Origin of the sequence: uncultured Cohaesibacter sp. (assembly GCF_963556055.3) — a bacterium.
Classification (GTDB): Bacteria; Pseudomonadota; Alphaproteobacteria; order Rhizobiales; family Cohaesibacteraceae; genus Cohaesibacter.
The window spans coordinates 105485-119977 of the sequence record NZ_CAUVYE020000023.1; the positions used below are offsets into that span (position 1 = coordinate 105485).

27 protein-coding genes are annotated in these 14493 nt (G+C 52.1%); all 27 read right to left on the reverse strand.

The window, feature by feature from the left end:
* Positions 1 to 109 precede the first annotated feature (109 nt).
* The 27 genes from rplQ to rpsJ all read right to left on the reverse strand — a co-directional run bounded on the left by rplQ (position 110) and on the right by rpsJ (position 14482).
* Complete coding sequence (gene rplQ, locus ACHZB8_RS15870) at positions 110 to 529, reverse strand: 50S ribosomal protein L17 (protein WP_316861751.1); 420 nt, start codon at positions 527 to 529, stop codon at positions 110 to 112.
* Between the two features lie 45 nt (positions 530 to 574).
* Complete coding sequence (locus ACHZB8_RS15875; protein ID WP_316861752.1) at positions 575 to 1591, reverse strand: DNA-directed RNA polymerase subunit alpha; 1017 nt, start codon at positions 1589 to 1591, stop codon at positions 575 to 577.
* Positions 1592 to 1666: 75 nt separating this feature from the next.
* Positions 1667 to 2056, reverse strand: coding sequence for a 30S ribosomal protein S11 (gene rpsK, locus ACHZB8_RS15880; protein WP_316861753.1), 390 nt, complete (start codon positions 2054 to 2056; stop codon positions 1667 to 1669).
* A 55-nt stretch (positions 2057 to 2111) separates the two neighbouring features.
* On the reverse strand, positions 2112 to 2480 hold the full coding sequence (gene rpsM / locus ACHZB8_RS15885; protein ID WP_316861754.1) for a 30S ribosomal protein S13: 369 nt from the start codon (positions 2478 to 2480) through the stop codon (positions 2112 to 2114).
* A 435-nt stretch (positions 2481 to 2915) separates the two neighbouring features.
* Positions 2916 to 3488, reverse strand: coding sequence for an adenylate kinase (locus tag ACHZB8_RS15890; protein WP_316861755.1), 573 nt, complete (start codon positions 3486 to 3488; stop codon positions 2916 to 2918).
* Positions 3485 to 4822, reverse strand: coding sequence for a preprotein translocase subunit SecY (gene secY / locus ACHZB8_RS15895; protein ID WP_316861756.1), 1338 nt, complete (start codon positions 4820 to 4822; stop codon positions 3485 to 3487). The genes ACHZB8_RS15890 and secY overlap by 4 nt, the downstream gene beginning before the upstream one ends.
* 144 nt (positions 4823 to 4966) lie before the next feature.
* Complete coding sequence (gene rplO / locus ACHZB8_RS15900) at positions 4967 to 5449, reverse strand: 50S ribosomal protein L15 (protein ID WP_316861757.1); 483 nt, start codon at positions 5447 to 5449, stop codon at positions 4967 to 4969.
* A gap of 16 nt (positions 5450 to 5465) precedes the next feature.
* Positions 5466 to 5666 carry a 50S ribosomal protein L30 gene (gene rpmD / locus ACHZB8_RS15905; RefSeq protein ID WP_316861759.1) on the reverse strand — a complete coding sequence of 67 codons (201 nt, stop codon included), beginning with the start codon at positions 5664 to 5666 and terminating at the stop codon, positions 5466 to 5468.
* Between the two features lie 46 nt (positions 5667 to 5712).
* On the reverse strand, positions 5713 to 6270 hold the full coding sequence (gene rpsE, locus ACHZB8_RS15910; protein WP_316861761.1) for a 30S ribosomal protein S5: 558 nt from the start codon (positions 6268 to 6270) through the stop codon (positions 5713 to 5715).
* Positions 6271 to 6312: 42 nt separating this feature from the next.
* The gene (gene rplR, locus ACHZB8_RS15915; protein WP_316861763.1) at positions 6313 to 6675 is read right to left on the reverse strand and encodes a 50S ribosomal protein L18; all 363 of its coding nucleotides are present in this window, start codon (positions 6673 to 6675) and stop codon (positions 6313 to 6315) included.
* A 12-nt stretch (positions 6676 to 6687) separates the two neighbouring features.
* On the reverse strand, positions 6688 to 7221 hold the full coding sequence (rplF, locus tag ACHZB8_RS15920; RefSeq protein ID WP_316861765.1) for a 50S ribosomal protein L6: 534 nt from the start codon (positions 7219 to 7221) through the stop codon (positions 6688 to 6690).
* 44 nt (positions 7222 to 7265) lie between these two features.
* Positions 7266 to 7664 carry a 30S ribosomal protein S8 gene (rpsH, locus tag ACHZB8_RS15925; RefSeq protein WP_316861766.1) on the reverse strand — a complete coding sequence of 133 codons (399 nt, stop codon included), beginning with the start codon at positions 7662 to 7664 and terminating at the stop codon, positions 7266 to 7268.
* 13 nt (positions 7665 to 7677) lie between these two features.
* Entirely contained in the window at positions 7678 to 7983 is a 306-nt protein-coding gene (gene rpsN, locus ACHZB8_RS15930; protein WP_316861768.1) for a 30S ribosomal protein S14, read from the reverse strand.
* A gap of 29 nt (positions 7984 to 8012) precedes the next feature.
* Positions 8013 to 8570, reverse strand: coding sequence for a 50S ribosomal protein L5 (gene rplE / locus ACHZB8_RS15935; RefSeq protein ID WP_316861769.1), 558 nt, complete (start codon positions 8568 to 8570; stop codon positions 8013 to 8015).
* On the reverse strand, positions 8563 to 8880 hold the full coding sequence (gene rplX / locus ACHZB8_RS15940; protein WP_316861770.1) for a 50S ribosomal protein L24: 318 nt from the start codon (positions 8878 to 8880) through the stop codon (positions 8563 to 8565). Before rplX ends, rplE begins: the two co-directional genes overlap by 8 nt.
* Entirely contained in the window at positions 8880 to 9248 is a 369-nt protein-coding gene (gene rplN / locus ACHZB8_RS15945) for a 50S ribosomal protein L14 (protein WP_090072124.1), read from the reverse strand. Before rplN ends, rplX begins: the two co-directional genes overlap by 1 nt.
* Before the next feature lie 72 nt (positions 9249 to 9320).
* Positions 9321 to 9566 carry a 30S ribosomal protein S17 gene (rpsQ, locus tag ACHZB8_RS15950; RefSeq protein WP_316861771.1) on the reverse strand — a complete coding sequence of 82 codons (246 nt, stop codon included), beginning with the start codon at positions 9564 to 9566 and terminating at the stop codon, positions 9321 to 9323.
* 10 nt (positions 9567 to 9576) lie between these two features.
* Positions 9577 to 9777, reverse strand: a complete 201-nt coding sequence (gene rpmC / locus ACHZB8_RS15955; protein WP_316861772.1) for a 50S ribosomal protein L29 — start codon at positions 9775 to 9777, stop codon at positions 9577 to 9579.
* 20 nt (positions 9778 to 9797) lie between these two features.
* Positions 9798 to 10211: a 50S ribosomal protein L16 gene (gene rplP, locus ACHZB8_RS15960; RefSeq protein ID WP_316861773.1), complete on the reverse strand. Its 414-nt coding sequence runs from the start codon at positions 10209 to 10211 to the stop codon at positions 9798 to 9800.
* Positions 10212 to 10245: 34 nt separating this feature from the next.
* Positions 10246 to 10974 carry a 30S ribosomal protein S3 gene (gene rpsC / locus ACHZB8_RS15965; RefSeq protein ID WP_316861774.1) on the reverse strand — a complete coding sequence of 243 codons (729 nt, stop codon included), beginning with the start codon at positions 10972 to 10974 and terminating at the stop codon, positions 10246 to 10248.
* Positions 10974 to 11354: a 50S ribosomal protein L22 gene (gene rplV, locus ACHZB8_RS15970; RefSeq protein WP_316861775.1), complete on the reverse strand. Its 381-nt coding sequence runs from the start codon at positions 11352 to 11354 to the stop codon at positions 10974 to 10976. Before rplV ends, rpsC begins: the two co-directional genes overlap by 1 nt.
* Positions 11354 to 11632 carry a 30S ribosomal protein S19 gene (rpsS, locus tag ACHZB8_RS15975; RefSeq protein ID WP_316861776.1) on the reverse strand — a complete coding sequence of 93 codons (279 nt, stop codon included), beginning with the start codon at positions 11630 to 11632 and terminating at the stop codon, positions 11354 to 11356. Before rpsS ends, rplV begins: the two co-directional genes overlap by 1 nt.
* A gap of 10 nt (positions 11633 to 11642) precedes the next feature.
* Entirely contained in the window at positions 11643 to 12479 is an 837-nt protein-coding gene (gene rplB / locus ACHZB8_RS15980) for a 50S ribosomal protein L2 (RefSeq protein ID WP_316861777.1), read from the reverse strand.
* A gap of 25 nt (positions 12480 to 12504) precedes the next feature.
* Positions 12505 to 12798, reverse strand: coding sequence for a 50S ribosomal protein L23 (locus ACHZB8_RS15985; protein WP_316861778.1), 294 nt, complete (start codon positions 12796 to 12798; stop codon positions 12505 to 12507).
* Positions 12795 to 13415: a 50S ribosomal protein L4 gene (rplD, locus tag ACHZB8_RS15990; RefSeq protein WP_316861779.1), complete on the reverse strand. Its 621-nt coding sequence runs from the start codon at positions 13413 to 13415 to the stop codon at positions 12795 to 12797. Before rplD ends, ACHZB8_RS15985 begins: the two co-directional genes overlap by 4 nt.
* Positions 13415 to 14149, reverse strand: a complete 735-nt coding sequence (rplC, locus tag ACHZB8_RS15995) for a 50S ribosomal protein L3 (RefSeq protein WP_316861781.1) — start codon at positions 14147 to 14149, stop codon at positions 13415 to 13417. The genes rplD and rplC overlap by 1 nt, the downstream gene beginning before the upstream one ends.
* Before the next feature lie 24 nt (positions 14150 to 14173).
* Complete coding sequence (gene rpsJ, locus ACHZB8_RS16000; RefSeq protein WP_090072145.1) at positions 14174 to 14482, reverse strand: 30S ribosomal protein S10; 309 nt, start codon at positions 14480 to 14482, stop codon at positions 14174 to 14176.
* Positions 14483 to 14493: the final 11 nt, after the last annotated feature.

The following is a 14493-nucleotide window of genomic DNA, read 5'->3' on the forward strand; positions in this document are numbered from 1 at the left end:
TGCGATCGCCGAAATCATATCGCTTCACTCGAAACAAAACAAGAACAAACCAACAAGAAAAAAGGGCGACCATCGGCCACCCTCTTAAATCTTCACGCTGCGAGAAAAATTACGCTGCGTCTTCTACGTTCGCTTCTGCGGTTGGACCAGAATCGGTACCGCGCGCTTCCGGATCGCGATCAACCAACTCGATCACAGCCAAAGGCGCATTGTCGCCATAGCGGAAACCGGCTTTCAGAACGCGGGTGTAGCCACCTTTGCGGTCTTCATAGCGGGGGCCAAGCGTTTCAAACAATTTCGCAACCATATCCTTGTCGCGGATTTTGGAAATTGCCAGACGACGAGCATGCAGATCGCCGCGCTTTGCCAGAGTGATGAGTTTGTCTGCGATTGGCTTAAGTTCTTTAGCCTTAGGCAGGGTGGTTACGATTTGCTCATGCTTGATCAAAGCGGCTGCCATGTTGGCGAACATCGCTTTACGATGAGAAGCTGTACGATTGAGCTTGCGTCCTGATTTGCCGTGGCGCATTGCCCTCTCCTTTACTCTATCCGACGGTATCACACCGCGGGCAAATTAATACTGATCTTCGTAGCGCTTTGCGAGATCGTCGATATTTTCAGGCGGCCAGGCCTGAACTTCCATGCCAAGATGCAACCCCATCTGTGCAAGGACTTCCTTGATCTCGTTAAGCGACTTGCGTCCAAAGTTCGGAGTGCGAAGCATTTCCGCTTCCGTTTTCTGGATAAGATCGCCGATGTAAACAATGTTGTCGTTTTTCAGGCAGTTCGCAGAACGAACAGACAGTTCCAACTCGTCCACTTTCTTGAGAAGTGCCGGGTTGAATGCCAATTCCTGGGTCTGTTCCTGAACAACTTCCTTCTCTGGCTCTTCGAAATTGACGAAGATCGACAGCTGATCCTGAAGGATACGTGCGGCAAATGCCACAGCATCTTCTGGCTTGATAGAGCCATCGGTTTCAATCGTCATGGTGAGCTTGTCGAAGTCGAGATCCTGACCCTGTCGGGTATTCTCGACATTGTAAGCAACACGCTTGACCGGAGAATAGAGGCTGTCCACCGGAATAAGACCGATTGGCGCATCGTCTGGACGATTCTGTGTCGCCGTCACATAGCCTTTTCCGCTATCAACGGTGAATTCCATCCGCAACTCGGCACCTACGTCAAGCGTACAAAGCGCCAGTTCCGGGTTCAGAATTTCGACATCCCCGACAACCTGAATATCGCCTGCCCGAACAACGCCCGGACCTTCCTTGCGCAGAACCATGCGTTTTGGTCCTTCGCCTTCCATGCGCAATGCGATCTCCTTGACGTTCAGGATCAGATCCATCACGTCTTCACGAACGCCTGCAATGGAAGAGAATTCGTGCAACACACCATCAATCTGGATGGAAGTTACCGCGGCACCCTGCAAGGATGAAAGCAGAACACGACGCAGGGCATTGCCCAAAGTCATGCCAAAACCACGTTCCAGAGGCTCGGCAACCACTTTGGCGACACGCAATTCGTCGTCACCGGGGGTGATTTCGAGCTTGGTTGGCTTGATCAGTTCTTGCCAGTTTTTCTGAATCACGTCTCAACCCTTTCTTGTTTCGGGGAGAAACCCCGCAAATTCCTGCAAGGAAATTGCAGGGACTCTGAACTTCAATTAGACGCGACGACGCTTGCGCGGACGGCAACCATTGTGCGGAATTGGGGAAACGTCACGAATAGACGTGATCGTGAAGCCAACAGACTGCAAGGCACGCAGTGCGGACTCACGACCTGAACCAGGTCCACGAACCTCGACTTCGAGGGTTTTCATGCCATGTTCGGCTGCTTTTTTACCAGCATCCTCACCAGCCATCTGAGCAGCAAATGGGGTAGACTTACGAGAGCCTTTGAAACCCATCATCCCTGCGGACGACCAGGAGATGGTGTTCCCCTGCGCATCAGAGATGGTGATCATGGTGTTGTTAAATGTCGAATTCACATGCGCTACACCGGACGTAATATTTTTACGTTCGCGACGTTTAACGCGCGAGGCATCTTTTGCCATATTCTAACCTCGATCTCTACACCGCCGTCATACCAGCGGCTCCACCGGACGTGGATTATTTCTTCTTACCAGCGATCGCTTTTGCAGGACCCTTACGGGTGCGAGCGTTGGTGTGAGTGCGCTGACCGCGAACAGGCAGACCGCGACGATGTCTCAGGCCACGATAGCAAGCCAGGTCCATCAGGCGTTTGATATTCATGGAAGTCTGACGGCGCAGATCCCCTTCCACGGTGTAACCGGCATCGATCACTTCGCGGATTTTGAGAACTTCGGCATCGGACAGCTCGTTCACACGACGTTCCGGAGCGATATTGACCTGCTCAATGATTTCCTGAGCAAATTTAGGACCAATACCATGAATATATTGAAGCGCGATAATTACGCGTTTGTTCGTCGGTATGTTGACGCCAGCAATACGGGCCACGTCTTATCTCCTCATAGCAGCCTTCCCGTTAAGAGAATAACTGCGAACTATGGGCATCTTCTCCCCATCCTTAGCAAGCAAGCCTGCTCAATGGTAAAAGACAGTTTTCTTAGTTTTTGGCTCTCGACCAAGCCCAACCAGAGTGACGAAACAATCTGGCATTTGTGACCAGTCCGAGCATTTCTCACGCCCTGTCAATAGAACGCAAAAATTTGTCCGAAAGCCGTTCCGCCTTCGAACACCTCACGTAATAAAACGTGATTAGCGCCGGTTAGTACCGGATTCCCTGAGGAAAAGTCAACCTCTAATCGCAAAAAACATCAGATTTTGGTTGACGCCTCCCTATCAAGCGCACAAAGCGCAATGTCTAAATCAAAAGAAGCGGAAACGACTTAAACCCTCCCGCTTCTCAATCGCAACACAGTTCTTCAAGGCCTAGCTAGACAACGCATCCTTGATGGACGCAGCAACTGCATCAATATCCTGCATGCCATCGACGGTTTTGAGCTGACCAGACTTGGAATAATAGTCGATCAGCGGAGCAGTCTGCTCCTTGTAAACCGCGAGGCGTTTCTTCAACGCTTCAGCATTGTCATCGGCGCGCGCTCCGCCTTCGGTTTCGGAAGCACGCTTTTCAATGCGTTTCAGAAGGATGCCTTCGTCAACACGAATTTCAACCACACCATCAAGGGTCAAGCCCTTCTCGTCGAGAAGCCCCCCCAATGCTTCGGCCTGAGCGATTGTGCGCGGAAAACCGTCAAGGATAAATCCATTTGCGCAATCTGCCTCATCAATGCGATCAGAAATAATTGCACAGACGATTTCGTCCGATACCAGATCACCGCGTTTCAGGATTTCTTCCACTTTCACGCCGACAGCTGTCTTGGCTGCAACAGCGGCTCGCAGCATTTCTCCAGTGGAGAGCTGACGAATATCATAGTCTTTGACCAAACGCTCGGCCTGCGTTCCCTTACCTGCTCCCGGAGGCCCTAGCAGAATCAATCTCATCGACGTTTTCCTCTTAGCTTCGATTTCTTGACCAGCCCTTCATATTGCTGGGCCAGCAAATGTCCCTGAATCTGAGACACGGTATCCATCGTCACGCTGACGACAATCAACAGGGACGTACCCCCGAAGTAAAATGGAACACCAGTCGCCGAAATAAGAAACTCTGGCAAGAGACAGACAAGGACAAGATATATTGCACCCAACACGGAAATTCGCGTGAGAATTTTATCAATATACTCCGCTGTTCTCTGTCCCGGACGAATACCGGGAATAAATCCACCATGTTTCTTAAGATTATCCGCAGTGTCTTCAGGGTTAAACACAATAGCTGTGTAGAAGAAAACGAAGAAAACAATCAAGGCAGCATAAAGCAGCATATACAGAGGTTGACCATGACCGAGCAAAGCTGTGACTGTATTGAGCCAGTCTGGCCCCTGCCCGTTACTGGACACGAAATTCACGACCGTTGTTGGCAGCAGCAGCAAGGAAGACGCAAAGATCGGCGGAATAACACCAGCTGTATTCAATTTCAGAGGCAGGTGCGAGCTGTCGCCCTGGAACATCTTGTTGCCGACCTGGCGCTTCGGATACTGGATGATCAAGCGGCGTTGCGCGCGTTCCATGAACACGATGAACGCAATCACGATCACTGCCACCACGATAACACCGAGGATCACAGCGGTAGACAAGGTGCCCTGACGGCCAAGTTCAAGAGTGTTGGCAACGGCTGTCGGCAAGTTTGCCACAATACCTGAGAAGATGATCAGAGAGATACCGTTACCAATGCCGCGCGCAGTAATCTGCTCGCCGAGCCACATCATGAACATGGTGCCGCCCACCAGCGTCAGAACGGTAGAGAAACGGAAAAACAGGCCAGGGTCCGTGACGATATTGCTCGATCCCTCAAGACCGACCGAAATACCATAAGCCTGCAGGGTTGCAAGCAACACGGTGCCATAGCGGGTATATTGGTTGATGGTCTTCTGACCACGTGCGCCTTCCTTCTTCAACTGTTCCAGTGTCGGAGACACAGTGGTCATCAGCTGAATGATAATGGAGGCGGAAATGTAAGGCATGATCCCGAGCGCAAAGATGGCCATACGACCGACAGCGCCACCTGAGAACATGTTAAACAGCCCCAAAATACCATTTTGATGACTGTTGAAGGCCTGAGCCAGAGCTTCAGGGTTGATCCCTGGAAGCGGAATATAAGTACCAAGGCGATAGACGAGCAAAGCACCAAGCGTGAACCAGATGCGTTTTTTGAGCTCTTCTGCCTTTGCAAAGGCGCCAAAATTCATATTGGCGGCGAGTTGTTCTGCTGCCGAAGCCATTCTCTACTCCGCTATAGCGCTCACTTGAAGACGAAATCAATTCACCAGATATAAGGGCGCCAAAACAAATGTATAGGGCGTGAAGAGGATTTTACTCCCCTCCACTACCCTTAAAGCAAAAGAAGGCTCAAAGGAGCCCTCTCATTATTCTTTTTCACCGGCTTCTTTTTTCTCAAGGATCTTGACAGACCCACCGGCTTTCTCGACTGCTTCGATGGCTGCCTTTGAAGCGCCTTCGATTTCGAAAGCAACTTTTGCAGTCAACTCACCGTCACTGAGCAGTCGAACACCATCACGAGCACGACGTACAACCCCGGCCTCTTTGAGAGCGACGACGGTAACCGGATTTGAAACATCCAGTTTGCCAGCGTCAATTGCCTGTTGCACACGGCCAATGGAAACGGTGTTGAAGTCTTTCGCAAAAATGTTGTTGAACCCGCGCTTAGGAAGGCGACGATGCAATGGCATCTGACCACCTTCAAAGCCCTTGATTGCAACACCAGAGCGAGATTTCTGACCCTTTACACCGCGGCCACCGGTTTTACCGAGGCCGGACCCGATGCCGCGACCAACGCGCTTACGGGAGTGCGTAGCGCCGTCGTTATCGCGAATTTCGTTGAGCTTCATATTACTCTCCTGCCTCTCAGGCCTCATCGTCCACGATGCGGACCATATGAGAGACTTTAGCGATCATGCCGCGAACTTCAGGAGTATCCTCAAGCGTACGACGACGATGCAATTTGTTAAGGCCAAGACCGACCAGCGTAGCCTGCTGGTCTTTTGGCCGACGCAGTGGGCTACCAATCTGTTCGACAGTGATGGTGCCCTGTTCCTTAGTTGCCATGTCCGGCTCCTCTTTAATCTAGAGATGAAAGGCTGACCAAGAGCGATTAACTCTCGGCACGGCCTCCATCAGAGACACGACGACGAGCCTGGAGCGTGGAAACCTTGAGACCGCGACGAGCAGCAACACCGCGAGGGCTGTCTTCTGCTTTCAGGGCATCAAAGGTTGCACGGACCATGTTGTACGGGTTGGAAGTGCCAACAGATTTGGCAACCACGTCCTGCACGCCAAGGGTTTCAAAAACTGCACGCATCGGACCGCCAGCGATGATACCGGTACCCGGAGGAGCTGCACGAAGCATGACCTTGCCAGCGCCGTGACGGCCAGCAACATCGTGATGCAAAGTGCGACCCTCACGCAGTGGTACGCGGATCATGTTCCGTTTGGCAGCATCAGATGCCTTGCGAATGGCTTCAGGCACTTCGCGTGCCTTGCCGTGACCAAAACCTACACGGCCTTTCTGGTCACCAATCACAACGAGCGCAGCAAAACCGAAGCGACGACCACCTTTAACCACTTTAGCAACGCGGTTGATGTGGACTAGTCGGTCGACGAATTCGCTTTCACGCTCTTCACGATCATAACGATCTGGTTTCTTGTTCATGAGCTTTTCTTCTCTCGTCTGAGCAATCGGTTGCCCGACGCGTTAGAAATTCAATCCGCCTTCGCGCGCAGCATCTGCGAGCGATTTGATGCGTCCGTGATAGATGTAACCACCACGATCAAAGACCACGTCCTTCACGCCGGCTGCAACTGCGCGTTCTGCGATCAGTTTGCCAACTTCAGAAGCGGCGGCCGTGTCCGCGCCGGTTTTCAGCTTATCACGCATATCTTTTTCGATAGAGGAAGCCGCTACAATGGTAACGCCTTTAACATCATCGATGATCTGCGCATAGATATGCTTGGAAGACCGGTTTACACTTAAACGCGGACGGCCGTTGGCAGCCTTTTTCAGGGCGCGACGTACACGTGCACGACGACGCTCGAACTGAGATAGTGCCTTCGCCATAATAAGTTTCCGTTACTTCTTCTTACCTTCCTTACGGAAGATAAATTCATCACTATATTTGATACCTTTGCCTTTATAGGGCTCAGGCGAACGATATTCGCGGATTTCTGCCGCAGCCTGTCCAACAGCCTGCTTGTCGATGCCGCTCACGACAATCTCGGTTGGCTTTGGACAAACGATAGAAACGCCTGCCGGAGCCGTATAGAGAACATCGTGAGAGAGACCGAGCGCCAGAGAAAGATCATTGCCTTTCATCTGAGCACGGTAACCAACACCGTTGATTTCCAGTTTCTTTTCGAAACCTGCAGAAACACCAGTCAGGATGTTGAGAATCTGGGTGCGGGTCATACCCCACAAAGACCGCGCAGTCTTAGACTTGCTGCGTGGTTCTACCACAATCCCATCATCCGTCATTTTGGCATCGACATCATCGCTAAGGACGAAAGTGAGTTCACCTTTCGGGCCCTTTGCTTTGACGGTCTTGCCATCAATTGTTGCAGTAACACCGCTAGGGACTGCAACAGGCTTTTTGCCAATACGTGACATAAGACTAACCTGTCCGGATCTGGAGTAACAAGATCAGTGTCGCATCAGAAGACGCGGCACAGGACCTCACCACCTACGTTGTTCTCGCGAGCGTCATGATCGGCCATAACCCCTTTTGGAGTAGACACGATCGACACGCCCAGACCGTTGTGAATGCGCGGAATATTCTTAACCGATGCATACACGCGACGACCAGGCTTGGACACGCGTTGGATTTCACGGATCACCGGTTCTCCATCGAAGTATTTCAGCTCGATCTCAAGCTCGGACTTGCCGCCTTCGAATTCGACAGTGGTGTAGCCGCGGATGTACCCTTCCGATGCCAAAACGTCAAGCACGCGCTGACGCAATTTGGATGCAGGAGTGGAAACCTTTGTTTTTTTACGCATCTGCGCATTGCGGATGCGGGTCAACATATCCCCAAGGGGATCAGTCATTGCCATGAAACCGCGCTCCTTACCAGCTCGACTTAACCAGGCCAGGGACTTGTCCCTCGTTACCCAGCTCGCGAAGAGAAATACGGGACATCTTCAACTTGCGATAATAACCACGCGGACGGCCGGTTACTTCGCAACGATTGCGGATGCGGATGGATGCGGAGTTGCGCGGAAGCTCTGCAAGCTTCAGGCGAGCTTTGAACCGCTCTTCAAGAGACAGGGACTCGTCCTTGGCCATGGCTTTCAGAGCAGAGCGTTTCGCTGCATATTTCTGAGCCAGGCGGGCGCGAGCTTTGTTCTTTTCGACAGCGCTCTTTTTTGCCATTACATTTTCCTCGTACTTTCCGCGGGACCTTAACGGCTGAACGGGAAGTTGAATTCTTTCAGCAGAGCACGAGCTTCATCATCATTGTTTGTCGTTGTGCAAACGATAATGTCCATGCCCCAAATCTGGTCAACTTTGTCATAATCGATCTCTGGGAATACGATATGCTCTTTCAGACCCATGGCGAAGTTGCCATTGCCGTCAAAGCTTTTCCCATTCAGACCACGGAAGTCACGTACGCGCGGCAGCGCAATCGTGATCAGACGATCGAGAAATTCATACATACGGTCGCCACGCAAAGTAACTTTCACGCCGATTGGCATGCCTTCACGAACCTTGAAGGTCGCGATGGATTTGCGAGCTTTCGTAACCACCGGCTTCTGACCGGCAATTGCTTCGAGATCTTCCAAGGCAGATTTGACCTTCTTGGAGTCACCGACCGCTTCACCTACGCCCATGTTGAGAACGATCTTTTCGAGTTTCGGCATCCGATGAGGATTGGAAAACTCGAACTGTTCCTGCATATTGGCGCGGATCACGTCTTCATAACGCGTCCTCAGACGCGGAGTGTAAGCAGCCTCAGCCATCAATCACATCTCCTGAACGCTTGGCCACGCGAACCTTGACGCCACCGTCCTTGACGGTGAAACCAACGCGGGTTGGCTTGTTGTCTTTAGGATCAGCCAGAGCCAGGTTGGACAGGTGGATGGGAGCTTCCTTGGTAACAATACCAGCTTCCTGCACCTGTGTCTGACGCTGATGGCGTTTGACCAGATTGACACCACGCACGATCGCACGGCTTTCAGCCGGCATCACTTGCACGATTTCACCGCTCTTGCCCTTGTCTTTGCCGGCAAGAACAATGACGCGATCACCCTTCTTGAGTTTCGCAGCCATTACAGCACCTCCGGGGCAAGGGAAATGATTTTCATATGGTTATGAGCACGAAGCTCACGAGGAACCGGGCCGAAGATACGGGTACCGATTGGTTCCTTATTGTTGTTCACCAGAACAGCTGCACTGCGGTCAAAACGGATGACGCTGCCGTCCGGACGACGAATTGCCTTTGCGGTACGAACCACAACAGCTTTCATCACATCGCCCTTCTTGACACGTCCGCGCGGAATAGCTTCCTTGACAGAAACGACAATGATGTCGCCAATGCCAGCATATTTCCGTTTGGAGCCGCCGAGCACTTTGATGCACATGACACGACGAGCGCCGGAGTTATCCGCGACGTCAAGGTTTGTTTGCATCTGAATCATGACTGGCCGCCTTTTTTATTCTCCCCTGACGCGTCTTGCGCGAACAGGGTTACAACCAATTTCCAAGCTGGATTATGAAGTCGGCAATTCTGTACCGACGACGACCCAACGTTTCGATTTTGAAATAGGAGCAGATTCCTGAATGTAAATCTGATCACCTACCTTGTAGGAGTTACCTTCGTCATGAGCCTGATAACGTTTGGAACGACGCACGGTCTTCTTGAGAAGCGGGTGCGTGAAACGACGTTCAACCTTCACAACGACGGTCTTGTCCTGTTTGTCGCTAACGACGAGGCCTTGCAAAATTCTCTTTGGCATCCCGTCTCTCCTATTCTGCTGACGCGGCGCGCTTTTGCTGCGCGATGGTCATCAGGCGTGCAATGTCACGGCGAACCTGCCGAGTACGCACGGTATTTTCCAACTGACCCGTTGCCTGCTGAAAGCGCAGATTGAACTGTTCTTTCTTCAGTTTTACCAACTCGTCAGCAATTTGATCCGCTGTCATCGCGCGGACATCTGATGCTTTCATCGGGTTATCCCTTCACACCGTTAGTCGGCGATGCGCTGTACGAAGCGTGTCTTGATAGGCAACTTCGCAGCAGCAAGCCGCATGGCTTCCCGAGCAATATCCTCAGGTACACCATCAATTTCAAACATGATCCGGCCTGGAGCCACGCGAGCTGCCCAATATTCAGGAGTACCTTTACCTTTACCCATGCGGACTTCGGTAGGTTTCTTGGATACTGGCAGGTCCGGGAAGACACGGATCCACACACGACCGGCACGCTTCATGTGACGGGTCATAGCACGACGCGCAGCCTCGATCTGACGAGCGGTGATACGCGCAGGCTCCTGAGCCTTAAGACCGTAGGCACCGAAATTGAGCTCGTAGCCCCCTTTCGCATTGCCATGAATACGGCCTTTGTGCTGCTTGCGATATTTTGTGCGCTTTGGTTGCAGCATTGTATTTCTCTCTTAACTCAGTTTGTAACCGACATTAAGCAGCAGGCTTATTGCTACGACGGCGCTGGTTGTTGTTGTTATTGCCGCCCTGATCCTGGCCCTCGGTAGCGCGTCTTTCAGAGGCCATAGGATCATGTTCCATGATCTCGCCTTTGTAGATCCACACCTTGATGCCGGAAATGCCATAAGCGGTCAAAGCTTCAGCAGTACCATAGTCAATGTCAGCACGCAGCGTATGCAGCGGAACGCGACCTTCACGATACCATTCGGTACGTGCGATCTCGGCACCACCCAGACGGCCAGCACAGTTGATACGAATACCTTCCGCACCCATCCGCATTGCGGACTGAACGGCCCGTTTCATCGCACGACGGAAAGCAACACGGCGTTCCAACTGCTGAGCGATGGACTGGGCAACCAGATTGGCATCACACTCTGGCTTGCGTACTTCAACAATGTTGATATGCACGTCAGAGCTTGTGAGTTTGCCAACTTTGGCGCGGAGTTTTTCAATATCGGCGCCTTTTTTACCGATAACGATGCCCGGACGCGCAGAGTGAATGGTCACCCGGCATTTCTTGTGCGGACGCTCGATGATGATCTTGGACACGGCAGCCTGTTTCAACAGCTCGGTCAGCATGTTGCGAATGGCATAATCTTCATGCAGAAGACCGCCATATTCGCCCTTGGTTGCGTACCAGCGTGAATCCCAGGTGCGGTTGATGCCCAAACGAAGACCAATTGGATTAACCTTGTGACCCATCAGGCTGTCTCCTCAACTTCACGAACAACAATCGTCAGGTTGGAGAAAGGCTTGAGGATCTTGCCGACGCGACCACGAGCCCGTGGCTGCCAGCGTTTCATCACAAGTGCCTTACCAACATATGCTTCGGCTACAATCAGGCTGTCCACATCCAACTCGTGGTTGTTTTCAGCATTTGCGATCGCAGATTCCAAACACTTTTTCACATCTTTCGCGATGCGCTTGGAAGAGAAGGTCAGCTCGGCAAGAGCCTTGTCGACCTTTTTCCCCCGGATCATCGCAGCGACAAGGTTCAGCTTCTGCGGCGACGTACGAAGCATGCGGGAAACCGCTTTTGCTTCATTGTCTTTTAGGACGCGTGCGCGTTTTGCCTTACCCATTATTTCCTCTTAGCCTTTTTGTCGGCCCCGTGACCGTAATAGTTACGGGTCGGAGAAAATTCGCCCAACTTGTGACCGACCATCTCTTCAGAGACGAGGACCGGTACATGCTTCTGACCGTTGTAAACACCGAAGGTGAGTCCAACGAAGTGAGGCAGGATCGTAGAGCGGCGGCTCCAGGTCTTGATCACTTCGTTACGACCAGAAGAGCGAACCTTGTCTGCCTTCTTCAGAAGGTATCCGTCTACGAACGGACCTTTCCAAACAGAACGTGCCATCGGTTAACCCTTATTTCTTGCGCTGATGCCGACTACGAACAATGAACTTGTCGGTCGACTTGTTGGAGCGAGTACGTTTACCCTTGGTAGGTTTACCCCATGGAGACACAGGATGGCGACCACCAGAGGTCCGGCCTTCACCACCACCATGTGGGTGGTCAACCGGGTTCATAACGACACCGCGCACATCTGGACGTTTACCGAGCCAACGGTTACGACCAGCCTTACCAAGATTGATATTCGAATGTTCCGGGTTGGACACAGCACCGACACTTGCCATGCAAGCGCCCTGTACCAGACGTGTCTCACCAGAGTTCAAACGAACGATCGCATAACCGCTATCACGGCCAACCAGCTGGGCATAAGCACCGGCAGAGCGGGCAATCTGACCCCCCTTGCCTGGTTTCATCTCCACATTGTGGATGATGGTGCCAACTGGCATGTTGGACAGTGGCATTGCGTTGCCTGGTTTGATGTCGGCAGACTTGCTGGACGATACAACCTTGTCGCCAGCGCTGAGGCGCTGAGGAGCCAGGATATAGGCCTGCTCGCCGTCTTCATAAGTAACCAGAGCAATGAATGCAGTACGGTTTGGATCATATTCCAGACGCTCTACCGTGCCGACAACATCAAACTTACGACGTTTGAAGTCGATGATACGATATGTGCGTTTATGACCGCCACCACGACGACGTGCCGTGACGCGACCATAGTTGTTGCGACCGCCAGACTTGGTCAAGCCTTCGGTGAGTGTTTTGACCGGTTTGCCCTTCCAGAGGTCGGAGCGGTCAACAATCACCAACTGACGCGTGCCTGGGCTTGTCGGTTTAAAGGTCTTGAGTGCCATGACTTAAAGCCTATCCCCGCGTTCCTTAAAGACCCGTCGTGACATCGATTGACTGGCCCTCTTCGAGGGTGACAATCGCTTTTTTCACGTCGACCTGTTTACCGAAAATGCCTTTGAAGCGTTTAACCTTGCCCTTGCGGACCAGCGTGTTGACGCTTTTGACTTTGACAGAAAACAGAGACTCGATAGCGGCCTTGATTTCGGATTTAGTCGCATCCTTGGATACGTTGAAAACAACTTTGTCCTGTTCGGACTGAAGGGTTGCCTTCTCGGTAATCACCGGGCTGCGGATGATATCGTAATGACGAAGGTTGGTCATTTGAACCGTTCCTCCAGAGCATCGATTGCGGCCTTTGTCAGAACCAGTGTATCGCGACGCAGAACATCAAGAACATTGATACCCTGAACCGGCAACACATCGACACCGACGATATTGCGGGCAGCTTTAGCGAAATTCTCGTCCAAATCCTTACCGGAAATGATCAGAGCGCTTTCGATACCCAGACCGGAAATCTGTTTTTTGACGGCTGCGGTCTTTGGTGCGTCCGCCTTCACATCATCCAGAATGATCAGATTGTCATTCTTGACCTTGGAAGACAGGGCATGTTTGAGCGCAAGCGCACGAATTTTCTTGGGCAGCTCAATCGCATGGTCCCGGACAACCGGACCCATGGCGCGACCACCACCGCGGAACTGCGGCACTTTTTTGTTGCCGTGACGTGCACCACCAGAGCCCTTCTGACGAAGGTATTTCTTGGTCGTGCCGGTGATTTCACCGCGGGTCTTGGTTTTGTGCGTACCAGCCATTTTCTTCATCTGCTGGTAGCGAACCATGCGGGCCATGATGTCAGCGCGAGGCTCAAGACCGAACACGTCTTCAGAAAGCGCAACAGACCCGGCATCACCGCCGTCAAGGGTTTTGACTTTAAGTTCCATTATTCTTCACCCCCCTCGGCAGGTGCTTCAGCAGCCGGAGCTTCTTCAGCAGGTGCCGCAGCAGCGCGAATTGCACCAGGAAGCGGAGCGTCAGCCGGACGAGCCTTTTTGACAGCATCCTTGATCAGGATCCAGCCACCTTTGGAACCGGGAACAGCACCCTGAACCAGAACCAGACCTCGTTCGACGTCGGTTTTGACAATTTTAAGATTCTGCGTCGTCACACGGGTAGCACCCATCTGACCAGCCATCTTCTTGCCCTTGAAAACCTTGCCGGGATCCTGACACTGACCGGTCGAACCATGGGAGCGGTGGGATACGGAAACACCGTGCGATGCACGTCCACCACCGAAATTGTGACGTTTCATGGCACCGGCGAAGCCTTTACCAATTGACGTACCAACGACATCCACATGCTGACCAGCAACATAATGATCCGCAGTAAGCTCTGCACCAACCTCAATGAGATTGTCTTCGCTAACACGGAATTCAGCGACTTTACGTTTCGGTTCGACCTTTGCTACGGCAAAGTGGCCGCGCATAGGCTTGGAAACGTTTTTCACTTTGGCTTTACCTACACCCAACTGAAGTGCAGTATAGCCGTTTTTCTCTACAGTACGCTGGGCGACAACCTGACAATTCTCGACTTTGAGAACCGTTACCGGAACATGTTCACCTGTTTCGGTATAAATGCGGGTCATTCCCAGTTTCTGTGCGATCACACCAGAACGCATGGCTACTCTTGCCTCTCGCTCACGTTAGAGCTTAATTTCAACGTCCACACCGGCCGCAAGATCAAGCTTCATGAGGGCATCGACCGTCTGTGGGGTCGGATCGATAATATCGAGAAGACGCTTATGGGTGCGGATCTCGAACTGCTCACGGCTTTTCTTGTTAACATGCGGCGAACGGTTGACAGTGAATTTCTCGATATGGGTTGGCAGCGGAACCGGACCGCGAACATTGGCGCCTGTGCGCTTTGCCGTGGACACGATTTCTTTTGCCGACGTATCGAGAATGCGATGGTCGAATGCCTTAAGGCGAATTCGAATATTCTGACCGTTCATATTTTCAACCT